This is a genomic window from Methanofollis sp. W23 (genome assembly GCF_017875325.1).
In the GTDB taxonomy this organism is placed as follows: Archaea; Halobacteriota; Methanomicrobia; order Methanomicrobiales; family Methanofollaceae; genus Methanofollis.
In genome coordinates this window covers 1,887,661-1,908,640 of record NZ_JAGGMN010000001.1, presented here as the reverse complement: position 1 = coordinate 1,908,640, position 20,980 = coordinate 1,887,661, and the positions used below count along the sequence as shown (strand labels likewise).

Sequence of the window (20,980 nt, the reverse complement as noted above, 5' to 3'; positions counted from 1 at the left end):
GCCATCCGCCGGGGGTCCGGGGGTGCGAAGTCCCCCGGCGCGAGATGCTCGCATTTCGGTATGAAGATTGGTCGTGGGCGGCATCCCCGCGATCAGAATGGATGAAACCCATCTGATCCGATCTTCAGCGGTCCCTAGATGACCACACACGTCTTATGAAGACTGGCACGAGGGACCACACCCCGATCCAAACCAGACGACCCTCACCTGATCCGACTTCAACGACCCTCGACCCATCGCCCTCCGCCGGGGATCCGGGGGCAGAGTCCCCCGGCGAGATGACCACACACGTCTCATGAAGACTGGCACGAGAGACCACACGCTCGATCAAAACCAGACGGCCCTCCCCTGATCCGACCTTCAGCGATCCCCGACCCCTCGCCATCCGCCGGGGGCCCGGGGGCGGAGTCCCCCGGCGCGGGGACAGACGTACACTTTTCTTGAAGAGTGGGTGATACAAAAACACCACGCACTTCGACGGGGACTGTAGGCCTGTCGGCCCCAGAGCCCCCTGTCATGGAGATTGGTCGAGGGCGGCGTCCCCGGCGCGAGCATGCACGGGCCGCCGCCACGATAATCCGGTATGGCCTCGATATCATCGAGACAGGGCTCCTGGATCTTAACCCATGTGACCCTCTCGTCTCGTCTCGTTCCCCTCTGATCGAGTGAAATGCCGATCACAATCGACATATATATTCTCAATTATATGGATCGTTACCAATGCAAGAACTGCCGATCTTTGGGACATGATTCTTGCATCCGAGTGAGGAAAAAAATGAACCAGACCACGAATGGCACCTCCTATCTTCGTCTGATGATACGAACACTCACCCATCCTGCCGGGGCCTTTCAGGAGGTGAGAGCGATGAGTGTAGGGACGGTCCTTGTATACGGCCTCGGGATCGTCGTCTTCAACCTGCTCATGACCGTCCTTCTCTCGATGACGACCGGGTTCACCCCCGACATCCTCCTCCCGGTGGCGATCTCCTCGATCCTGGTCGTCTGTCTCGGGGGGTTCTGGCTCCATCTCTTCGTCTATGGACTGGGCGGGCGGAGCGGGGTCGGCAGCACCTTCACGGTGGTCGTCCTCGGGTTGACCCCGACGGCGCTCCTCGGGTGGATCCCGGGCATCGCCCTCGTCGGGTTCCTCTGGTCTTTTGTCATCCTCTATTTCGGGCTCCAGGAACTCCAGGAGTTCTCGAAAGGGGAGGCGGCCCTGGCGCTTGTCCTGGTCTTCGGCATCCCCCTCCTTGTCCTCGCCGTCCTTGCCGTAACTCCGGGCTACTCGGTCTTCTGGCTTGCGCCGGGAAGGATCACCTGGGTGTAGGAGGTTTGAGGGAGACCAGGTGGTGGACCCCCCTGATAAATCACCCCTGCGACGGGGACCACGGGGCTTGCGGCCCCTGGTCCCCCTATTGTGAAGATTGGCGGGGTATGGCAGGTGGGCCGATCCAGAAAGGGTGGCGCTCATCTGATCAGATGCTCTGCGGTTCTTGGTCAATCATGTGGCGGGGTCTAGGGGCGGCGAACCCCCGGCGCGGGGACGGGCGTACACTTTTCTTGAAGAGTGTGTGGTCCAAAAACACCACGCACTTCGACGGGGACCGCAGGCCTTCGGCCCCTGAGCCCCTTGTTATGAAGATTGGTCGTGGGCGGCATCCTTGCGATCCAAATTAGATGCCCCTCCCCTGATCTGAATTCAGCGGTCCCCGACTAATCGCCATCCGCCGGGGGACCGGGGGCGGAGTCCCCCGGCGCGGGGACAGACGTACACGTCTCATGAAAACTGGCACGAGAGACCACACGCCCGATCCAAATTAGGTGACCCTCCCCTGATCAGGATTCAGCGGTCCCCTGTCTCTCGCCCGTCGGACCGTGATCCCCGACCACTCGCCCTCGCGAGGAGCGTGCCGCACCCATAGACCATCAGGACCAGAATCAGATCTGGCCGACCAAAAAAAAGAATTTAATCTGCTCTCCGGGCCGCGAGGAACCCGAGGAGAGCAAGTGCCCCGACGACCGGGAGGACCGGCGCCGGGGTCTGCGTCGTCGGTGCGGGCTCGGCGAACTGGGCGGCGACCGGGGTCTTCGCACCCACGTTCACCTCGGCGGTCGTCTTCCAGTCAGGGTGACCGCTGAGTTTGAGGCTGACCGCATAACTCCCTGGGGCGAGGCCTTCGAGCGTCACCGGGGTCACGCCCCTGTACTCGTTGTTCAGGTAGACCTCGGCCCCTGCCGGTTCAGAGGTGACCTCCATCGACCCGGCGTCAGAGGACGGGACCGCCGGGTTGAGGGTCATCCTCACCGACGACTCCCGGCCTGAGTTCACGTTCACCGAGGCCGAAGCGTCCTTATAGCCCGTGAGTTTGAGGGTGACCGTATGGGTGCCAGGGGCGACCCCGATGACCACGAACCCTTCAGGATAGGTCCGGCCCTGGTACTCCCCGTCAAGATAGATGTAGGCCCCCACCGGATTCGAGAAGACATCGATCGTCCCTGAGACCGGTTTCGGCTCGGTGTTCAGGCTGACCGAGACATAGGCCTGCTGCCCTGCGACGACCTTCACCGGCCCGGTCCATTCCTGATACCCGGCCTCTTCGAGCTCGACATAATGGCGCCCTTCGCTGACCCCTGAGATAGTCCGCGGGGTCTTGCCCTCGTACTTCCCGTCCAGGTAGACCTTCGCCCCAGACGGACTGGAGGTGACGTAGAGCGAGCCATAACTCACGTGCGGGTGCAGATCGGCACGGACGCCGGTCGTCTCCCCGGGCCTCACCTGCTGAGTGCTGCTCCAGGTGTCGTAGCCGTCGAGGCGCACCTCGACCCGGTGGCTCCCGGCCGCAAGCCCGTAGACCTTCTGCGGCGTCCTGCCATAATACGACCCGTCGACATAGACCTTCGCCCCGCTCGGCGAGGAACTCACCGAGAGGGTGCCGGTGGTCGGCGGGGGCGGGGTCGGGACCGGGTTGAGGGTGAGGTAGACGGTGCTGGTCTCACCGACCGCAGGGTACGGTCCGAGGGGCGCCGAGGCGGTGTAGTAGCCGTCCTTCTCGGCCCTGGCCGTGTGGTACGGGGTCGCCGTAGTGAGGACCGCGACGTTCACCTCGCCGTTCTCGATCGTGCCCTTGTATTCATTGTCAAAATAAACCGCCGCACCGTCGACGTTGCAGCGGACCTTGATCCACGCCTCGTCGCCGCCGAGGGTGGCCGCGGCGACAGGTGCGGCAAGGAGAAGAAGGAGCATAAGTAGAGCTCCGGCCAGCATGGGCCTGCGTGTGTCCATAGTGGATCTACGTTTAATTCCGATTTTTTGTATTTACTTTTTTTCTTTTTTCTCTGGGATTTGCTGAATCTTTTCAATATCTCTGAAGATTTTCTCAGGGATTTGAGGGAGAGGAAAGAGGGAGAAGTTCTCAGCCGCGGGTGCGGATCTCCATCGCCCTCGCGTAGCGGTCGGCGAGGGCCGCAAGGACGACCGTGCCGAGCACCGAGGCCCCGACCATCATATACTCCCATGGCCCGGCGGCCCCGGCCGAGAGGAGGACGAGGAGGTGGCCCGGGTTGCCGGGGACCGCGAGGGCGGCGAGGATCACCGCGACGAGCGCCGTCGAGTAGACGAACTGGGCGGCCGTCCGCTCGCGGTAATGGAGGGCCGCAACCCCGGCGAGGAGGATGAGGGCGAGGGCCGCCGCCGAGACCAGGGCGAGGACGGCGAGGGCGTTCTCGATGAAGATCCCGTTGGCGGCGAGGAGGAGGAGCCACGCCCCGGCCTGGAGCGGGACCAGGATCCATGCGGCGAGCACCTTGCCCCAGAAACACTCGACAAAGGTGACCGGGGTGGAGAGGAGAGTGTCGAGGGTCTGGGCGCCGTACTCCTCGGTGACGAAGTCGATGACCAGGCTTGCCGAGATGATCGCGGGCAGGAAGAGGAGGAGCGGGATGAGAAGCCCGTAGACAAAGAGGAAGAAGGTCTGCCCGCCCTCAGACTCGGGCGCCGCCACCTCGACCGGGACGGTGGCGAGGCGGTCGGCCCGCACGTCCCTGAGGTCTTCTTCATAGGCCTCGAAGGCGTCTTTGAGGCCTGCCGACGCTGCCGCTCCCTGGATGTCGTTTTTGATCGTGTAGAGCGTGACCTTCACCGGCGCCTCGGCGTCGGGCCGAGTGTCGGGGACATAGACCACGGCCGAGACCTGGCGTTCCTTGAGGGCGGCGACCGCCTCGGAGAGGTCCATGCGGTAGACGACGAACCCGCCGTCTTCGTGGAGGAGTCCGGCGAGCGGGGAGTCGGCCCCGGCGTAGCCGATCGCAAGCCCCCCGCCCTGTTCGCCGAGGGCCTCGGGGTCGTAGAGCGAGGTGAGTCCGACGACTAAAAACGAGGAGAACATGGCGATGAAGACCTGGAGGAGGATCGCGAGCACGATTGTCCGCTCGCTCTTCACGCCATGGAGATCTTTTTTTGCAATGGTCCAGAGATGACGTGCGTTCATAGGGCGCCTCCGATGAGGACGAAGTTATAGAGGGCATGGACGGCGGCGGCGGTGAGCACCCCGAGCGGATAGGCCCTGGCCCCGCCGATCTTGAGGTAGGCGGCGACGATCGCCGCACCGGCGGTGTGGAGGAGGAAAGGCATCCAGAGGAGTCCGACGCCCGAGAAGAGGACGTCGCCGAAGACCGATCCGGTGACCTGCGAGAGGGTGACGAAGAGGAGGAGTTTCTCGCCGAGCAGGAACCCCAACCCTGTCGCCACTGCGGCGATCCCGAGGGTCTTCCATCCTGGCGCCTTGCCCGCCCGCCTGAAGAGGGCGGCGATCCCGAGCGACTTGAAGACCTCCTCGGTGAGGGCGGCAAGGAAGATGAGGAGGACGAGGGCGAGCGGGAGGGGGAGGTTGAAGAAGAGGGCCAGGCACATCATCTGGACCATGCAGACGAGCGGGATGGCGAGGGCGTTGAGGGCGACGAGCGAGGCGTACGGGTGGCCTCTCGCCATCGCCCCGGCGACGAAGGAGACGACCTTGGCGGTGAGGCGTTCCTGCGAGAAGAGTCGTTCTTCGTTGAAGTTTTTGATGCAGAGGACGAGGACGGCGGCGGTCCCGAGGTAGAAGAGGGCGGTGGCATAGACATAGTCGGCCGCTCCGAATCCGTTCCCCTGGAAGAGGAGGACGACGAGGGTGAGCGGGGAGATGAGGCTGACGGCGTGGACGTTGGCGAAGACCGAGGGGAAGAAGAGGTAGGCGGTCATCACGGTCGAGAAGAAGATGGAGAGGAAGGAGAGTTCCCTGAAACTCCGGGCGGTCATGCCGATGAAGAGGGCGCCGGCAAGGAAGAAGAGGATCACCGGGACGAGCGGGAGGAGGACGGTGAGCGGGCCGCCGGTGGCGAGGAGGATCGCCGCCGAGATCCCGAGCATGAGCAGGAAGTAGGGGAGGGCCTTGCCGGCGATGATCGTCGCCGGGCCTGCGGGGGTGGAGAGGAGCACTTCGCCCCGCCGCCCGCTGCGTTCGTTGGCGATGGCCATCATGAAGAACTGGGAGGTGAAGTAGAGCGGGAAGATGAAGACGAAGACGTAGACGAGCGAGTCGAAGGGGAGGCCGGGCGAGAGCTGGGACGGGGTCTTGAAGGTCCCGAGGGTGGGGCCGTCCTCCTGGCCGTCGCCGCCGAGGACGGTCTCGACCCTGTCGGTGCGTGCGGGCCCCTGTGCGGCCGCGAGTCTGAGGGCCTCCTCGTCGACGTCGAGGTCGGCGGCGGGGGTCGGGACTGGTTCGATGGTGCCCCTGGGGAAGGGTGGGATCTGCGGGCCGCGTTGCATCCCGGCGCTGGTCCCGGATTCGGTGGCGGTGAAGTCGAGTTCGCTCTCGATCTCGATGGTGTCGATCCAGAGGGGGTAGGCGGCGAAGAGGTCGTCGGCACTGCCGTAGACGGCATTCTGGTAGTGAAGGTAGGCGGTCTCGAAGGCGGCGAGCGCGGCTTCGCCTTTGGTGGTCCTGGCGGTCCAGACTTTGCCGCCGGTGATGATCAGGTCGTAGCGGTGGGGGTCTTCCAGGATGACGGCGAGGTCGGCGTAGGTGGTCGCAAAACTGGGGTCGCTCGCAAGGATGGCGGCGGCTGCGTCGTCGTCGGTGGCGACAGAGTAGATGCCGTCGTGGAGGTGCATCCCGCTCTGCGCCGTGAGCCCGGTGGCTACGAGGAGGGCGAGGAGGAGGACGGCGGTGACGGGGAGGACTTCTTTGCTCATCGAGGTGAGAGAGCGTTTGGTCTCCCACCGGGCGATGGTGAGGGCGGTGCGAATGCTGATCTCGATCGACTCCTGCCCTGGTGGTTGGTCGGAATGGGATATGATTTATCCGGTTTCCGGCCAGAAGATCCCATAGAATGATCGCGGCACACGACCTGGTGAAGGAATACGGGACCTTCCGCGCCCTTGACGGCGTGAGTTTTGACCTGGAGGACGGCGAGGTGCTCGGGGTGGTCGGGCACAACGGGGCCGGGAAGACGACGCTCCTCAAGATCCTCTCAGGGCTTTCGCTCCCGACGGGCGGGGGGCTTCTGGTGAATGGGGCGGATGTCCTTGCCGATCCGTCGGCGCTCAAGCAGACGCTGGGTTATCTGCCCGAGGAGTCGCGGCTCTACGAGACGATGAAGGTCTATGAGTATCTCACGTTCTTCGGCGAGATCTATGGGCTGGACCGGGCGACGGTGCGGGCGCGGGGGAGTCGTCTTCTCGATTCGCTCTCGCTCGACGCGGGCGAGAAGAAGATCGGGGAGCTCTCGAAGGGGATGCGCCGCAAGGTCGCGATCGCACGTTCGCTCATCCACGACCCGTCCTTCCTGGTCTATGACGAGCCGACTTCAGGGCTTGACCCGATGACCGGGCGGTTCATCGGCGAGTTTCTCAAGGGCCTTGGGGAGGAGGGCAAGACGATCGTCCTCTCGGCCCACAACCTCTATCAGGTCGAGGCGATCTGCGACCGGGTGATGATCCTGCGGCGGGGCCGGATCGAGGCCTTCGGGACGATGGCGGAGTTGCGGGAGCGGTTCGGGTCGCTCACCTATGCGATCTTTTTCACGGTGCCCGACCCCGGGCTCCTCGATCCCGAGCTTTCCTACTCGAAGGCCGAGGGGGTGTACCTGGCCGAGGCCGGGGATATCGAGGGGATGCACGCGGTCACGGCGGCGGTGACGGCGGCCGGCGGGCGGGTGGAGCGGGTCGAGTCGAGGTACCCGTCGCTGGAGGAGATGCTGGTGGCGGTGGGGAGGTAGAGTCGCCCTTCATCGTTCTATCCTGACAGAGGGTTTGAGGGGACTCCCCGCTCAAAAAATATTTTTTCCCTCTATCTGGTGCTTCCGATGATGTATGTGCTGTAGGGGATCTTCTGGATGATCTCCACAGAGATATAACTCAGAATAAGAGTCAAACAAAATATCACGGGGTAGTAGAACCAGTTGTTCCAGTCAAACCCAAACATCGGGAATACCAGAGTGAGCATATACAGAATAAATGCATGGACCAGGTAGATCCCAAAGGAGTAGTGGCCGATTTTGTCCAGCAATGTGAATCCTATTGGTTTACTGGAGAGAAGGTGCAGGGAGATGCTGAGACTGAGGGCAAAGATAACCACATAATACAAGGGAGTTATCGCAACGGTAAGCCCATGCCAGAATTGTCCTGCAAATGGTAGGACTGAGGCTATGTCAAAGTTAAAGTATTCCCGGGCGTAACTGAAGACACCAAGGATTGTGCAGCAGAGCAAAGGGATTGAAATGCAGTACAAGGATGTTTTAGACACAGATTTCAAAAGCAATTCATCATATCTGCTTCGGACGGCCATTCCAAGTATAAAATAAAAGAGATATCCTATGAACGTGGTGGCAACCCTCAGTATGGGTGTGTCAACTCCGAGAATGTCTACATCCGGGATAGGGCATAATCTGTAGATCACTCCGATGAGGAAGGTCGCAAGGATGAGTTCGAAAACTCTTCCTCTCGATTCAAATGAATGGTACATCCAGAGTATGATGGGGTAGAGGAGATAGAGCTGGATGATCAGGACAAAAAACCAGAGATGGTAAAAACATCCCCCTGTTGCGTATCGGTAGATGATATGCGGGATGTCGAGGTTGACTGATTTTGCGAGCACGATTGAACCGATATATGTCATACTCAAGTAAAAGGTAGAGAAGATGAGATATGGTGGGAGAGTGGACTTCAGCCTTTTTTTATAAAATCTTTTGAGGTCTATTGAATCAGAATATTTGTTGTACAGGACAAAGCCTGAGATGGCTATGAAGAGGGGGACAGCGAAGTGAGAGAATGCGTCGATCGCCATATATGTTGTTGTCAGTAAATTGATGGTACTCATCTTTGTGAAATATGCTGAAACATGGATGCCGATCACAGCCAAGATTGCAAAAGCCCTCAAAATATTAATCTCATCAAAGTATCGCATCTCATTTCCCACAATATTTATAATTGCGATATTTTGTATATTATATTTTTTTAAATGGGTTTCATTCTATGGGCCATGTGAAATCCTTTGGATGATTCATAGTGAGGCACCACAATCTTCAGGATCTTTTTCTCAGCCTTCCTGCCAGAATCGCCACCTTGTAGGTTCTGAGGGCAGAGCCCCCGGTGCAAACTTTTGGGAAGGCATGAGAGTGGGGGCGAGTGGGAGGGGTGTACCTGGCCGAGGCCGGGGATATCGAGGGGATGCACGCGGTGACGGCGGCGGTCACGGCGGCCGGCGGGCGGGTGGAGCGGGTCGAGTCGAGGTACCCGTCGCTGGAGGAGATGCTGGTGGCGGTGGGGAGATAATTCTGTAAAAAAGAGATTAAAGGTATTCGGGGTTTGGTTCCTTGGTGACCTTGATATCGACAGGGGATGAGTCGCCGATAATGTTTATGTCGTCAGGTATGATGCGGCCGTCAAGGTAGAGGTAGTATTTCCCTACTTTTTCTATGGTATACTCTATTTTTTTCTTTGTAATTTCTTCATACTGGAACATGGGGTCTGCGGCATCATAGTTCCAGGGGCCATGCTTACTACAGAGTGAAACTTTATCTGAGCTTTTCAGAAGGAGAATATTGATCATATCATCGGATCTGATCTCGATGGTGTAGTGGTCGCCGGGGTACTGGAACTCCACGTCTTCCTCTTCGCAGAGGTCATAGACTTTGTGACTTCCGGCATAGACGGCGGTGCCCTCGTCGATGATCACTTCAGGCTGGGGGGCGGGGGTGGTGACGGCCGTGGGCGCGGTGGTCAGGGCCGGCGTGGGTTCGGGGGTGGCGGCGGCGGCCGGGCCGGTCATGTTCGTAGCCGGTCCGGTGGCATTGGTCGCGGCGGCGGTCGTCTGCGTCGGGACCGCGGTGGTCTCGGCAGGAGTTGTCTGGCCGTCGTCGGCGGCGGGCTGCGGGGTCGTGGTGCACCCGGTGGCGAAGACCAGGCAGAAGACCAGGAGCACTCCTATTATGCTCAAATATGTTCTCATGATGAATCGCGTACGTTTTGGTGAATTTTATGATATATTTTTCGAACTTAGATTCTTTTTAGGTCATTTTTTTGAAAATAGGTCTTTGAAATGTTCTGTTATTTCATCGCCTCCAGCCTCTCCTCGCGCGATGGGCGAGCGAGACTTTTTCGTGGTCCTTGCCTGGTCCAATGGCGTGCGGTCCTCCTCGCCGGCGGAGTGAATTCAGAAGGTTCATCTTCTCTCTCTTCTAAAGTGAGACCTGATGACACCGTGGTCTCTTCTGTGTCTCTGGCATTGTGGTGGTGCTGGAGGTCCGCGGTGTCATGGGGCATGGTAGGAAAGAAGGTTCTTTCCGGGGATGATAAGGTGAAGAGTGTTCCCCACACGCGTGGGGATGAACCGGAGTCAGAGCGTTCCGGTATTACGACTCCAAAGTGTTCCCCACACGCGTGGGGATGAACCGATGGCGAGGAGGAGGGTGATCAGGACCCCGAGGTGTTCCCCACACGCGTGGGGATGAACCGCCTATATATGGGCCTATTTCGTAATTCTGAACGTGTTCCCCACACGCGTGGGGATGAACCGGTCTCGTCGGGCACCTATGCGTTATCTAATAGGTGTTCCCCACACGCGTGGGGATGAACCGAACCGAGTCTTCCCGACATCATGACGGCGGATGTGTTCCCCACACGCGTGGGGATGAACCGCAATCCTCACAGTAGAAATCACCATCAATCCAGTGTTCCCCACACGCGTGGGGATGAACCGAAGACCTGGGACCCGGACGAGTCTGTCCAGGTGTGTTCCCCACACGCGTGGGGATGAACCGCACACCGAGAACCGCGCCCCGGTCTTGATACCGTGTTCCCCACACGCGTGGGGATGAACCGCTCGCGAATGGGTGGCGCACTCCGCAGACGGGGTGTTCCCCACACGCGTGGGGATGAACCGACCTTACTACTTCCTCTCGCCGCATCGATTGCGTGTTCCCCACACGCGTGGGGATGAACCGTCGCTCCGTGTAAAAGCGGGGCTGGAGGAGACGTGTTCCCCACCCGCGTGGGGATGAACCGATCAATCTCTACGCTCGGCCAGACTCTGGAAGGTGACCCCCGCACGCCTGGGAAAAATCCTCCCGCACCCCTGCAAAACTCCATGCCGCGCGGCCTCTCTCCTCTCCCTCGCGCCCCCGCGCGTTGTCCCTCGTCGCCCTTACCTGGTGCTCCCGATGAGATAGGTGCTATAGGGAACCCTCCTGATGACCTCGACCGCAAGATAACTCAGCACGAGCGTCAGGACAAAGGTCACCGGATAGAAGAGCCAGTCATTCCAGTCAAACCCGAGCCTTGTGAAGACCGGGACGATCGTGCACAAGATGAAGGCATGGACCAGGTAGATCCCGAAGGAATAGCGGCCGATCTTTTCCAGCACGGCCGAGACCTTCGAGCGGTGGGAGACGAAGTGCAGGGCGAGCGCGAGGCAGAGGAGGAAGATGATCACGTAGTACAATGGCGTGAGCGTCGCCGTGAGGACATGCCAGTACGCGCCGGTCACCGGATAGATCTGGGTGATCTCAAAGGAGGGGAAGTAGGTCGGGGCGCAGTTGAGGAGGCCGAGGAGGGTGCCGTAGGGGAGGGCGAGGCTGAGGCCGTAGAGGGTGGTGCGCGAGACCGGTCTCTTGACGAATTCGTCGTATCTGTTCCTGGCGGCCATGCCGAGGACGAAGTAGAAGAGGTAGCCGACACAGACCGTGGCCACGCCGAGGTGAGGGATCTCGGGGAGAGGAGAGAGGGTGTAGACGACGCCGAGGAGGAAGACTGCGGCGAGGAGTGCGGGGGTGCGCCCTCGCGCCGCACAGGCGTTGTAGGCCCGGACGATGAGGGGATAGAGGAGGTAGAGTTGGATGATCAGCACGAAGAACCAGAGATGGAAGAAGCACCCCCCGGTGGCGTAGTGGTAGAGGACCTGGGGGAGGTCGAGGCTGATTGCCCGCGAGAGGATGAGGGCACAGGCCGTGGAGAAGGCGAGGTAGAATGTGGAGAAGATGAGGTACGGGGGGAGGACGGATGCCAGTCGTTTTTGATAGAAGCGTCTGAGGTCGAGGGCACCCGGATATGTGTGGTACAGGACAAAACCCGAGATGAAGATGAAGAGCGGGACCGCAAAGTGGGAGAAGATCCCGACCGCCATCCCGAGCGTCGTCAGCAGGGTGAGAGAGTCCATCTCCATAAAGTAGGTCGAGACATGGATGGCGATGACGGCGAGGACCGCCAGGGCTCGTAATATCGTGATCTCGTCGAAGTATCGCATCGGCCGCCCCCCCGTGGTGTCAGGGCCGTGAGGCTATACTGCCAAAAGAGGTGATATAGTTTTTGGGTGCCCGGGGATGGGGCGGGGGGGGAAGAACGGTTCTGATCCGGGTGCAGGGGGATCAGGGGACAGGAGGCTCTCGATATGATCGATCCCGTGACTCCCCGCCTGCCCCCCAGGGATGCCGGGCAGGAACCGTCTATCCAGACAAGAAGATATTCTCTTTGAGATAATGGCGTCCTGCCGAGCGCCCGCACTCTTCGGGGATGAGAATGCAGAAAACCATCGGAGCAAAAAGGAACGGGCCTGAAGGGATTTGAACCCTTGGTCTACGGATTAAGAGTCCGTCGCTATGCCTGACTAAGCTACAGGCCCCTATGCTTTGACTCTCATATGTTAGTTGAACTCGCATATATAAGTTGCGGCGATGGTTAATTATTCGGTCACGACCCACCTGTTTCTAATGGCCGATGCAGCTCAGCCCGGGTCGGCCGGGAAGATAAAATACCTCATCTGCGGCTGCGGGAGCATGGGATACAATATCGTCGAGGAACTCCTCAAAGAGACCGACTCGATACTGATCCTCGATCGAGACGAGAAACGTGTCGAAGATCTCCGCGACCAGAAATATGAAGCAATTGTCCGCGAACTTACGGCGCCGGAGACGCTCGACGACCTCCCCGACCCTGAAGTGGTCTTTGTACTCACCAACGACAAAGACGCCAACCTCGCAGTGGTCAAGAACGCAGAGGCCAAATACCCTGGGGCGCACCTCATCGCCCGCGCCACCGACCCGGTGAGCAAGGATATGCTTGCCAGCGCCGGTGCCGACGTCGTCCTCTACCCTCAGGAAGTCGTGGCCAAAAGCGCCGTTCACCACATCAGGAGACTTTCAGCATCCAGGATTGCACGGAAACTCTACACTCTACTCGGATCATGGCAGGGCACCCTCGGGATCGTCGCCCATACCAACCCTGACCCTGACTCGGTCTCGAGCGCCATGGCGCTTGCGGCGATCGCCCACGAGGCGAGCGGCGGCGCCCTGGAGACCAGGATCCTCTACGACGGGAACGTGGGCCACCAGGAGAACCGCGCCTTCGTCAACCTCCTGGACATCACCATGGAGACGATCACCCCTGAGAACCTGGCCGAATGCGACCACCTTGCGCTCGTCGACTCCTCGGCGCCAGGGGCGAACAATGCCCTTGAACCAGAGACGCGGGTCAACATCATCATCGACCACCACAAGAACGGGTCCCACGACCTCAGCGCCGTGGAGTTCGTCGACATCAGACCGCGCATGGGGGCGACGGCGAGCATCATGACCCAGTACCTCCAGGAACTCGACATCCCGGTGGGCAAGAAGGTGGCGACCGCCCTGCTGTACGGGATTCGGGCCGACACCAGGGACTTCAGGCGCAACATCACGCCCCAGGACCTCAACTACGCCGCCTTCCTCCTCCCGCTCACCGACAAGGAGATCCTGGACAAGATCATGTCGCCGGCGGTCTCGCAGGAGACTCTCGACGTGCTCGGGAACGCGATCAAGGGGCGGGAAGTCGTTTCAGGGTATCTCTTCACGAACGTGGGCTACCTGCGCAACCGCGACGCCGTCCCGCAGGCCGCCGACATCCTCATCAACCTCGAGGGCGTGAACACCGCGATCGTCTACGGGATCACCGACACCCATATCATCATCTCGGCGCGCAACCGCGACATCAGGATCCATATCGGCAAGGTGCTCGAGGAGGCCTTTGCCGGGATCGGGGACGGCGGTGGGCATGCCAACATGGCGGCGGCGGCCATCCCGCTCAACTATTTCTCGCTGGTCAAGGAGAAGGAAGACCTCCTCGAACTGGTCATCGACCCCATCCTCACGAAGTTCAGGCGGATCGTGGGGCTGGAAGACGAGGCGAAGCATGAAGTTTGAGGAGTGGGAGCCACTCTACGAGGAGATCCTGGACTACTTCGCCTTTGACCGGGAAGACGACGAGGAGGCGGCCAGGGTGCTCGCCGGCCTTCTCCCACGCGACGACCTCCCGGCGCTTCGTGCGCTCATCGAAGGAGAGACGGTCACGGTCTGCGGGAACGCCCCCTGTCTCCCCGACGAGATCGGGGAGATCGAAGGGAAGGTGCTCGCCGCCGACGCCGCCGCCGAGGTGCTCTTTGGCCGCGGGGTCAGGCCCGACGCCGTCTTCACCGACCTCGACGGGGCGACCGACGTGCTCCTCGAGATGAACGAGGCCGGGACCATCGTCGTCGTCCATGCCCACGGCGACAACATCCCGCTCGTCCGCCACTGGACGCCGCGGTTTGGCGGGCCCCTGGTCGGGACGACGCAGGCCGCACCCTTCGGGCATGTCCACAACTTCGGCGGGTTCTCTGACGGCGACCGCGCCGCCTTTGCGGCCCATGCCCTGGGGGCGGCCGAGGTGCGCCTGGTCGGGTTCGACCTCGACGACCCTGACGTCGACCCGGTCAAGCGCGGCAAACTGGCCTGGGCGCGCCGTCTCCTCGCCCTCCTTGGTCATGACCTCTGAGGCATTTATTCTGGACGGGTATGTGGACGAGCCGGCCTGTTTCGGCGTCCCGCCCTATATTTCTCCGTATATTCGCTACTGCGCCGGGGTGCTCAGGGACCACGGGTATGCGGTCCGCTACACCACCATCGACGCCGTGCGCGAGGACCCGACGATCCTCCTTGCCGCCGGCAAGGCCGCCCTCCTGCTCGTCATCGCCGGGGTCACGGTGCCTGGCAAATATCTTGCCGGTACGCCCGCGACCCTCACCGAACTCTCCCAGATCGGGACGCTCCTGCGCGGCCCGACGACGGTGATCGGCGGGCCGATCGGGTTTGGGTATGCCCCGCAGGGCGGGGCGAAGGCGGTCGAGGCGGCGGTCGCAGGGTTCGACCATCTGCTCAGGGGCTCGCCGGCGTCCGCCCTCGACGCCCTCCTCTCTGGCGGCGAACCTGAGGGGACGTCGACCTATGCCGAGATCGACCGCTGGAGCGTGCTCGGCGCCGGGGTGGTGGCCGCCCACCCGATGTTCCCGCGGGTGATGGTCGAACTCGAGACCGCCCAGGGGTGTGCCCGTGCGGCATGCGGCGGGTGCTCGTTCTGCACCGAACCCTTCTACGGCCTCCCGCGCTACCGCTCGGTCTCAGGGCTTGCCGCCGAGGTGGCGGCCCTCCACGAGGCCGGGGCCCGCCACTTCAGGCTCGGCCGACAGCCCGACCTCCTCGCCTATGGGACGAGCGGCGAGGCCGAGTTCCCGCGGCCGCGCCCCGACCTCATCGAGGCGCTCTTCACGAAGGTGCGGGCGGCGGCGCCAGACCTTCTGACGCTTCACATCGACAATGTCAATCCTGGCACCATCGCCCACCACGAGGAGGCGAGCCGCGCCGCCCTCCAGGCGGTCGTCGCCGGCCACACCCCAGGCGACGTCGCCGCCTTCGGGATGGAGACCGCCGACCCGGCGGTGATCGCGGCAAACAACCTCAAGGCCCTGCCCGACGCCGTCCTGCGGGCCATCGAGATCGTCAACGAGGTCGGCGGCGCACGCAGGAACGGGGTGCCCGACCTCCTGCCAGGGCTCAACTTCGTCTGCGGGCTTGCCGGCGAGACCCCGGCGACCTACGAGTTGAACCGCGCCTTCCTCCAGCGGGTGCTCGACGCCGGACTCATGGTCCGCCGGGTGAACATCAGGCAACTGATGCCCTTTGCCGGGACCAGGGCCTACGAGGAGCACACTCTGGGCCAGCATGCCCGCGAGTTCCGGGGGTTCAAGGAGTGGGTGCACACGCACTTCGACCTCCCCATGCTCAGGCGGGTCTTCCCGGCCGGCACCCTGCTCAGGGACGTCGGGGTCGAGAAGCCGGGCAAGACAAGTTTCGGGCGGCAGATGGGGTCGTACCCGATCCTGGTCGGCCTCCCGCTCGAGGTCGCCGCCGGCACCGCCCTCGACGCCGTCGTCGTCGGCTGGGGCCACCGTTCCATCACCGCTCTTCCGACGCCGATTCCGGTCAACACCCTCCCGCACACCGCCCTCCGCTGGATACCCGGGCTCGGGAAGAAGCGGGTGGCGACGGTGATCGCCAAACGGCCCTTCAAAGACCTTGCAAGTTTCAGGAAGGTCGCCGGGGAGACCGGGGTCGAGGCCTACCTCGTCTTCGAGTGAGGGGCGTCGCGACGTGATCTCTATCTATGATGATGACCTATACCCTCAGTGGCCTCCAGGCGGCGCAGGGGTTCTGCCCCTGTGGGAGGCCACTTTTTCTTTCGGGATTATGGAAGAACCCCCCAGGTCTGAGGCTCTGCCTGCCATGCCCGCGCCCCCCTGGAGATCACATCAATTGGATCTGATTAATTTTCGATAACATATAGAAATGATTAAATCTATCGATTCAGTATCCTCATCATGGCTCTAAGCATTGTTGAACGGATAAAAGGGTTCCTCATGAACCCGGTAGATACCTTCCAAGCCACAAAAGACGACGACCTTGGTGAGGTGATCACGTATTTCGTCGTCCTCCTCCTCATCAACGCCGTCCTCAGCGGACTGCTGATGATGGTCGGGGTTGGGGCTTTCGCCGACGTACCCGGGATGGGGGCCGGAATCGGCGTCGCTACCGTGATCGTGGCGATCATCGCGGTGATCGTCGCCGGCATCATCGGCATCTTCATCGCCGGGCTGATCCTCCACCTCTTTGTCCTCCTCCTCATCGGCGGGAACGGCGTCGGGCAGAGCATCAAGGCCATGGCATATGGCGCCACCCCCGGCATGCTCCTTGGCTGGATCCCGATCGTCAATCTCCTTGCAGGGCTCTGGTCGGTGGTCCTCTATATCCTCGGGGTCAGGGAACTCCACGAGACCACGACCGGACGGGCTGCGGCCGCCGTCCTCCTGCCGGTGATCATCATCTTTATCCTGGGATTTGTTCTCCTGGCGGCGGTCGTCGCCTACTTTTCGTTCGCCCCGGTGGCCTGAGACCAGGCCCCTTTCTTTTCTGGCGGCAGGGTCCCCTCGTGGAGATGTGGAGGGGTCAGGGGAATGTCTGCCGGCTGAAAATCCGGCGGCTTTCTCGAATCTGCGGGGGTCGGCACGCTCCCCCGCGCCCCCTGCCACACACACGATAGAATCGAGGACAGCAAACCCCTCGTCATGGTCGTCTATGCTGCCTTCCCGGGCCTCTCTTCATCCCAGGGGTCCTGGGCTATCCCTGCTGAACCCGGTCGACACCTTTCTCATCCCCGCCGCCCCCCCCCTCTCCCAGGGAGATGATCCACATGAACGAACCTCCCCTTGCCGGGGTCGGCGAGCGGTGTTTGTCGAGGCGTTCAGGCTGACGATCCGCCTTCTTGCCGTCTCTGGGGCCGGGGGCCGCCGAGTACTTCAAGGCCGACCCTGCCCTCGTCGACGCCTCCTTTGTGGTCCGCCGGGCGCGGGTGGCGGTCCTGGTGCGCAAGGAAGGGGCGTGAGATCCCCTCATATCCTCACCGCCCGATCTTTTTCACAAAATAGTATTCATGGACGAGCACCTCCCTGAGCCACTCGACCTCGTCGGGGACCTCGCCCCTGGTGCAGATCGTCCTGACCAGGTCGCCGTCGTCGTCAAAGCACCGCCCATCCGGGAAGACGAACCCCTGTCTCTCCCGGTCCCATTCGGCGCCGCCCATAAAGGCCCATGCATCGACGTCGACGTTCTCGATCCCTGGGCAGGGGACCCAGACGATAGGCTGGTCCCCGGGCTTCGACTCGCGCCCCACGATCTCCCCGACAAGCCAGGCGCCGCTCGGGTAGATCCCGAACCGGCACCCGTACGGCGCCGCCCAGAAATCGGCGAGGGCGCTCCCCTCGGCGGTGACGACGGTCGTGACGTACTGGTCGAAGAGGACCTCCTTGATGGCGTAGGCCAGGCCCTCGTGGGTGTAGTAAAATCCGTCTTCAAGCCATGCGCCTTCATCCGCGTCCTCCTGGTGCTCGGGCGGGACCAGTCGTTCGAGGACCCGCTCTGCCGGCATCTCTGAGGTGTGGAGGTCGTCTGGCATCACATAGGTTCTCTCGATTACCGGCCTCTCAGGGGAAGTGCATACCCGTGCAAAAAATATGTAGTCCATCTCTGTCATGTCTCCCTGTCCCGGGCTCTGTAGCCGTTCGACCGGTCAGATTCACTGCATAGATGTGTTGATGGGATTGATACTATGCTCGGTGGGGGAAGGCGGGGGGGACGTGCAGGTTCTCAGAAAGGGTGTGGATCCTTGTTCTCCTGGATCTGTCTCCCTCACATCTCCGGCAACCTCTTCGTCCTGCGGATTTTATTCAGGAAAAGAGATACAAAATGCACGGAAAACATAAATCCAAACGATTTGCATTTCTATCATGTCACCTGACATCGTCGAAAACGCGAGAGGGTTCATCATGAATCCGGTAGAGAGTTTCAGGAATACACAAGGTGACGACCTCGGCGAGGTGCTCATATATTTCGTCGCCATCCTCGCGGTGAACGCCGTCCTCATCGGACTCATGACGATGGTAGGGTTCGGGTTGTCGTACGCCGATATCGCCGGCATGGAGAACCTGCCCGGGTCGGAGGCGGTCTCCAGCGTCGGCGCCGGTATTGAGGCAATCGTCGGGACATGTGTCGGCGAGATCGTCGGCCTCGGCGTCATCGCCCTCCTCGTCCACATCCTTGTCGCTCTCCTCGTCGGCGGGAACGGCATCGAAGCGACGGTCAGGGCCCTGGCGTACGCCTCCACCCCCAGCATGCTCTTCGGGTGGATCCCGGTTCTTGGTCCCCTTGCAACGCTCTGGACGGTGGTCCTCGCGGTCGTCGGGATCAGGGAGTGCCACGAGACCACGACCGGGCGGGCGGCGGTCGCGGTCTTTCTGCCGGTGGTCGTCCTCTTCGGGCTCTTCATCGTTTTCGTGGTGATGATCGCCGCGGTGGCGGTCGCCGCCGGTGCGATGGCCTGAGGTGAAGATGGAAGCGCGGGGAGGATCATCTCCTCTGGTTTTTTGTCCGGGTGGCGAGTGGGTCTTTGACTCTTCTTTGAAATGGAAATGAGGGGGGTCCTGGTGAGTCGGGATGTTGCCCGTGGCCGGGATGAACGCACCTGATGGGTGCGGCGTTGGTGGGTGCGATTGTGCGGGAGCGATGGGCCGCCGCTTCAATAGTATGAGATCAGGACTGCAATCTCAGGGGCACCAGCCTGGGGAGGTCTCTTCGCCGAGGGGCGTGCCGCGCCCCGGCACGAGCATAGGGGAAGGCGGTTGAATCAGACTCAAACCAAAAAAACTGAGGGTTCTCTTCGCCGGGGGGCCGCCCCGCCCCCCGAACCCCCGCACGAGGATAGGTCGAGGACGGCAATCTCCTCTTCATGGTCATTTTTTGTGCCGTCCCGGCCCCATCGTGGTCCTGGAGGTCAGGGGACGCCGCGCCCCTGGCGTGAAGGTGTGGGAAGGCGACTGAGTTCCCCTTGCACCGAGAGGAAGTGAAGATTTCTACAGAGCCATTTATTCAAACCTTTTCCAGACCAATGCAACGATATGGGTTTATAAGAAGAAAAAAAATGAATTAAACCAGACAGAGGCCTGAAGAGGAAACTGTATGGCAATGAGCAAGAAACAACTGGAAAAGCAGAATAAAGTGAAGAAGGCCAAGGCAGAAGCTCTCTCAAAGGAGGCGGCCGGGGGCAGCAAGGCCGCCAAGAAGAAGCTCAAGAAACTCAACAAAAAGATCAAGTGAGCCTCTGAAATTTTCAACTATTTTTCTTTTCTTTTAAGGGCCGGAGCGTGAGCGGACAGTCTCGGCGATGGCGAACACGGCGCCCGCCCCCCTCCGGTACCTCGCCGATTCCGGACCGCGGATCGCGGACAAAAAGGAGGCACGCCGCTCAAGGGCTCCTCATTCTCCGCGTGATCAAGGATGAGCTTCCGAAGGCTGTCAAGTATCAGCAGGATAATACGATCTCAGGGAGCAGAACCTGTATGGACACGACCGTCCTTTCCGTCCTGAAGGTCGAAGGAGAATCTAATATCGAATGCCTGGGCAAAGAAGTCGTTGATATTATCATAAACGGGTGCGATATCAGGACAAAGTGATATTGGAAACCCGGCAGCGGAGCCGGAAAATTGCGAGAACCCCTGGGACTATTCTCGCCTTCATTTTGTCTTTGATCGGGAGCAGTATATCTCTGAATTGTCGGCCCTGTAAGATCTGTAGAAACCCTCGCCTTTTGTGTGGGGGATGTGTGTTACCCGGCTTCCCCCCTCTTCGGCCGGGGGCGAGTGCCGCCCGGATCCCCGGGGGCCACGATTGAGTCGGGAAGGCAGAATAGATGACCATGACAGGTGCGTTGCCGTCCACGACCTATCGTGTTCGCGGGAGGCCCGGGGGGCGGCCAGCCCCCCGGTCGAGGAGAGCGTGTAGAATTTCTGGAAGGAAGCACTTCAGTTCGAGGAGATCTTCAACCCTTGAGTGTTTTGGGATATGCTCGTGGTGTGGTCCGGTCACGCCATGATCACCACGATCGTTTCCCATCGATCAGGCGCCACAGGTCGGTCAGCGTCTACGTCCAGGGGAGGACAGTGCCCCTCTGTCAGGACCGCCCGCCCGGAGAGCGGAGGGGGTGGTCCCCTCCCACTCACGCCAGGGCGGCGACCCCGTCGGCCCAGGTCTCGATCGCGTCGCTGATCGCGTCGTCCTCATAACTTGAGATCCGCACCGAGGTGCGGGAGAAGGCGACGAAGTAGACCTCGCCGTTGGCGTCGTGGCACCGCAGGCGACAGGCATACGACTCGCGGTCGGGATCGGCGACCGCGTGCCCGCCGACCGCCGACTCCAGGGCGGTGTTGCCGAGGAGTTCGGTCTTCGCGGCGTCGAACCCTGCAAGCGTCGGGGCCCGTGCCGAGGCATTGCCGATGACCCCGCCGAACTCGTCCTCGTAGACGATCCGTGCGGTGTATGCCTCGGAGGCCTTCTCGACGCCGTCGTGCGACTCGCCGGCGCCCTCCCACGGGGTGCACCCCCACGGGTTGTTCGTCAGGACATTCTCGATGATGCCGTTGAAAGTCTCGGCATCGACGACCGGTGCGGTAAGTGTCCGCACCGACGTCTTGTTGGTCGTGGACAGGACAAAGTCTGCCATTTTTCTCACTCCTGCCAGGACTCCCGGGATGTCACCGGCACACGATCATAT

General features: G+C 61.3%; 18 protein-coding genes, 1 tRNA gene and 1 CRISPR repeat array. Of the genes, 10 read left to right on the top strand and 9 right to left on the bottom strand.

All coding sequences use genetic code 11. The features are described 5' to 3' along the window. Nucleotides 1-775: 775 nt before the first annotated feature. On the top strand, nucleotides 776-1,327 hold the full coding sequence (locus J2129_RS08110; RefSeq protein WP_209630387.1) for a YIP1 family protein: 552 nt from the start codon (nucleotides 776-778) through the stop codon (nucleotides 1,325-1,327). A 639-nt stretch (nucleotides 1,328-1,966) separates the two neighbouring features. Here J2129_RS08110 and J2129_RS08105 read toward each other — a convergent pair. From J2129_RS08105 to J2129_RS08095, 3 genes are all read right to left on the bottom strand, one after another. Next, nucleotides 1,967-3,244 carry a PEGA domain-containing protein gene (locus tag J2129_RS08105; RefSeq protein WP_209630386.1) on the bottom strand — a complete coding sequence of 426 codons (1,278 nt, stop codon included), beginning with the start codon at nucleotides 3,242-3,244 and terminating at the stop codon, nucleotides 1,967-1,969. A gap of 169 nt (nucleotides 3,245-3,413) precedes the next feature. After that, on the bottom strand, nucleotides 3,414-4,487 hold the full coding sequence (locus J2129_RS08100) for an ABC transporter permease (protein ID WP_209630385.1): 1,074 nt from the start codon (nucleotides 4,485-4,487) through the stop codon (nucleotides 3,414-3,416). Next, the gene (locus tag J2129_RS08095; protein ID WP_245320690.1) at nucleotides 4,484-6,232 is read right to left on the bottom strand and encodes a PrsW family intramembrane metalloprotease; all 1,749 of its coding nucleotides are present in this window, start codon (nucleotides 6,230-6,232) and stop codon (nucleotides 4,484-4,486) included. The genes J2129_RS08100 and J2129_RS08095 overlap by 4 nt, the downstream gene beginning before the upstream one ends. A 137-nt stretch (nucleotides 6,233-6,369) precedes the next feature. Here J2129_RS08095 and J2129_RS08090 point away from each other — a divergent pair, with 137 nt between their 5' ends. After that, nucleotides 6,370-7,257: an ABC transporter ATP-binding protein gene (locus J2129_RS08090; RefSeq protein ID WP_209630384.1), complete on the top strand. Its 888-nt coding sequence runs from the start codon at nucleotides 6,370-6,372 to the stop codon at nucleotides 7,255-7,257. 71 nt (nucleotides 7,258-7,328) lie between these two features. Here the strand turns inward: J2129_RS08090 and J2129_RS08085 are convergent, their stop codons facing one another. After that, nucleotides 7,329-8,444, bottom strand: a complete 1,116-nt coding sequence (locus J2129_RS08085) for an acyltransferase (RefSeq protein WP_209630383.1) — start codon at nucleotides 8,442-8,444, stop codon at nucleotides 7,329-7,331. Nucleotides 8,445-8,665: 221 nt separating this feature from the next. Here J2129_RS08085 and J2129_RS08080 point away from each other — a divergent pair, with 221 nt between their 5' ends. Next, on the top strand, nucleotides 8,666-8,812 hold the full coding sequence (locus J2129_RS08080) for a hypothetical protein (protein ID WP_245320688.1): 147 nt from the start codon (nucleotides 8,666-8,668) through the stop codon (nucleotides 8,810-8,812). A gap of 16 nt (nucleotides 8,813-8,828) precedes the next feature. Here J2129_RS08080 and J2129_RS08075 read toward each other — a convergent pair whose 3' ends face one another. The 3 genes from J2129_RS08075 to J2129_RS08065 all read right to left on the bottom strand — a co-directional run bounded on the left by J2129_RS08075 (nucleotide 8,829) and on the right by J2129_RS08065 (nucleotide 12,155). Further along, nucleotides 8,829-9,476, bottom strand: a complete 648-nt coding sequence (locus J2129_RS08075) for a hypothetical protein (RefSeq protein WP_209630382.1) — start codon at nucleotides 9,474-9,476, stop codon at nucleotides 8,829-8,831. A gap of 367 nt (nucleotides 9,477-9,843) precedes the next feature. Further along, nucleotides 9,844-10,544: direct repeats of the CRISPR family, unit length 29 nt; unit sequence GTGTTCCCCACACGCGTGGGGATGAACCG. A gap of 138 nt (nucleotides 10,545-10,682) precedes the next feature. Further along, on the bottom strand, nucleotides 10,683-11,780 hold the full coding sequence (locus tag J2129_RS08070; protein WP_209630381.1) for an acyltransferase: 1,098 nt from the start codon (nucleotides 11,778-11,780) through the stop codon (nucleotides 10,683-10,685). 301 nt (nucleotides 11,781-12,081) lie between these two features. After that, nucleotides 12,082-12,155: transfer RNA gene (locus J2129_RS08065), tRNA-Lys, on the bottom strand. 88 nt (nucleotides 12,156-12,243) lie between these two features. Here J2129_RS08065 and J2129_RS08060 point away from each other — a divergent pair. The 4 genes from J2129_RS08060 to J2129_RS08045 all read left to right on the top strand — a co-directional run bounded on the left by J2129_RS08060 (nucleotide 12,244) and on the right by J2129_RS08045 (nucleotide 16,769). Continuing rightward, nucleotides 12,244-13,710 (top strand): DHH family phosphoesterase, encoded by a 1,467-nt coding sequence (locus J2129_RS08060; protein ID WP_245320686.1) that lies wholly within the window; start codon nucleotides 12,244-12,246, stop codon nucleotides 13,708-13,710. Continuing rightward, nucleotides 13,700-14,320 (top strand): 6-hydroxymethylpterin diphosphokinase MptE-like protein, encoded by a 621-nt coding sequence (locus J2129_RS08055; RefSeq protein WP_209630379.1) that lies wholly within the window; start codon nucleotides 13,700-13,702, stop codon nucleotides 14,318-14,320. Before J2129_RS08060 ends, J2129_RS08055 begins: the two co-directional genes overlap by 11 nt. Further along, nucleotides 14,310-15,959 (top strand): radical SAM protein, encoded by a 1,650-nt coding sequence (locus J2129_RS08050; RefSeq protein WP_209630378.1) that lies wholly within the window; start codon nucleotides 14,310-14,312, stop codon nucleotides 15,957-15,959. The genes J2129_RS08055 and J2129_RS08050 overlap by 11 nt, the downstream gene beginning before the upstream one ends. A gap of 279 nt (nucleotides 15,960-16,238) precedes the next feature. Then, a complete protein-coding gene (locus tag J2129_RS08045) occupies nucleotides 16,239-16,769 on the top strand; it encodes a YIP1 family protein (protein ID WP_209630377.1) in 531 nt (176 codons plus the stop codon). A 506-nt stretch (nucleotides 16,770-17,275) separates the two neighbouring features. On the opposite strand, the gene J2129_RS08040 is transcribed toward J2129_RS08045, so the two are convergent. Continuing rightward, nucleotides 17,276-17,899, bottom strand: a complete 624-nt coding sequence (locus J2129_RS08040; RefSeq protein WP_209630376.1) for a hypothetical protein — start codon at nucleotides 17,897-17,899, stop codon at nucleotides 17,276-17,278. A 301-nt stretch (nucleotides 17,900-18,200) separates the two neighbouring features. On the opposite strand from J2129_RS08040, the gene J2129_RS08035 reads away from it, so the two are divergent. From J2129_RS08035 to J2129_RS08025, 3 genes are all read left to right on the top strand, one after another. After that, a complete protein-coding gene (locus J2129_RS08035) occupies nucleotides 18,201-18,755 on the top strand; it encodes a YIP1 family protein (protein ID WP_209630375.1) in 555 nt (184 codons plus the stop codon). A gap of 634 nt (nucleotides 18,756-19,389) precedes the next feature. Further along, nucleotides 19,390-19,527 carry a hypothetical protein gene (locus J2129_RS08030; RefSeq protein WP_209630374.1) on the top strand — a complete coding sequence of 46 codons (138 nt, stop codon included), beginning with the start codon at nucleotides 19,390-19,392 and terminating at the stop codon, nucleotides 19,525-19,527. Between the two features lie 170 nt (nucleotides 19,528-19,697). After that, the gene (locus tag J2129_RS08025) at nucleotides 19,698-19,883 is read left to right on the top strand and encodes a hypothetical protein (protein ID WP_209630373.1); all 186 of its coding nucleotides are present in this window, start codon (nucleotides 19,698-19,700) and stop codon (nucleotides 19,881-19,883) included. Nucleotides 19,884-20,425: 542 nt separating this feature from the next. On the opposite strand, the gene J2129_RS08020 is transcribed toward J2129_RS08025, so the two are convergent. Then, nucleotides 20,426-20,929, bottom strand: coding sequence for a hypothetical protein (locus J2129_RS08020; protein ID WP_209630372.1), 504 nt, complete (start codon nucleotides 20,927-20,929; stop codon nucleotides 20,426-20,428). Nucleotides 20,930-20,980: the final 51 nt, after the last annotated feature.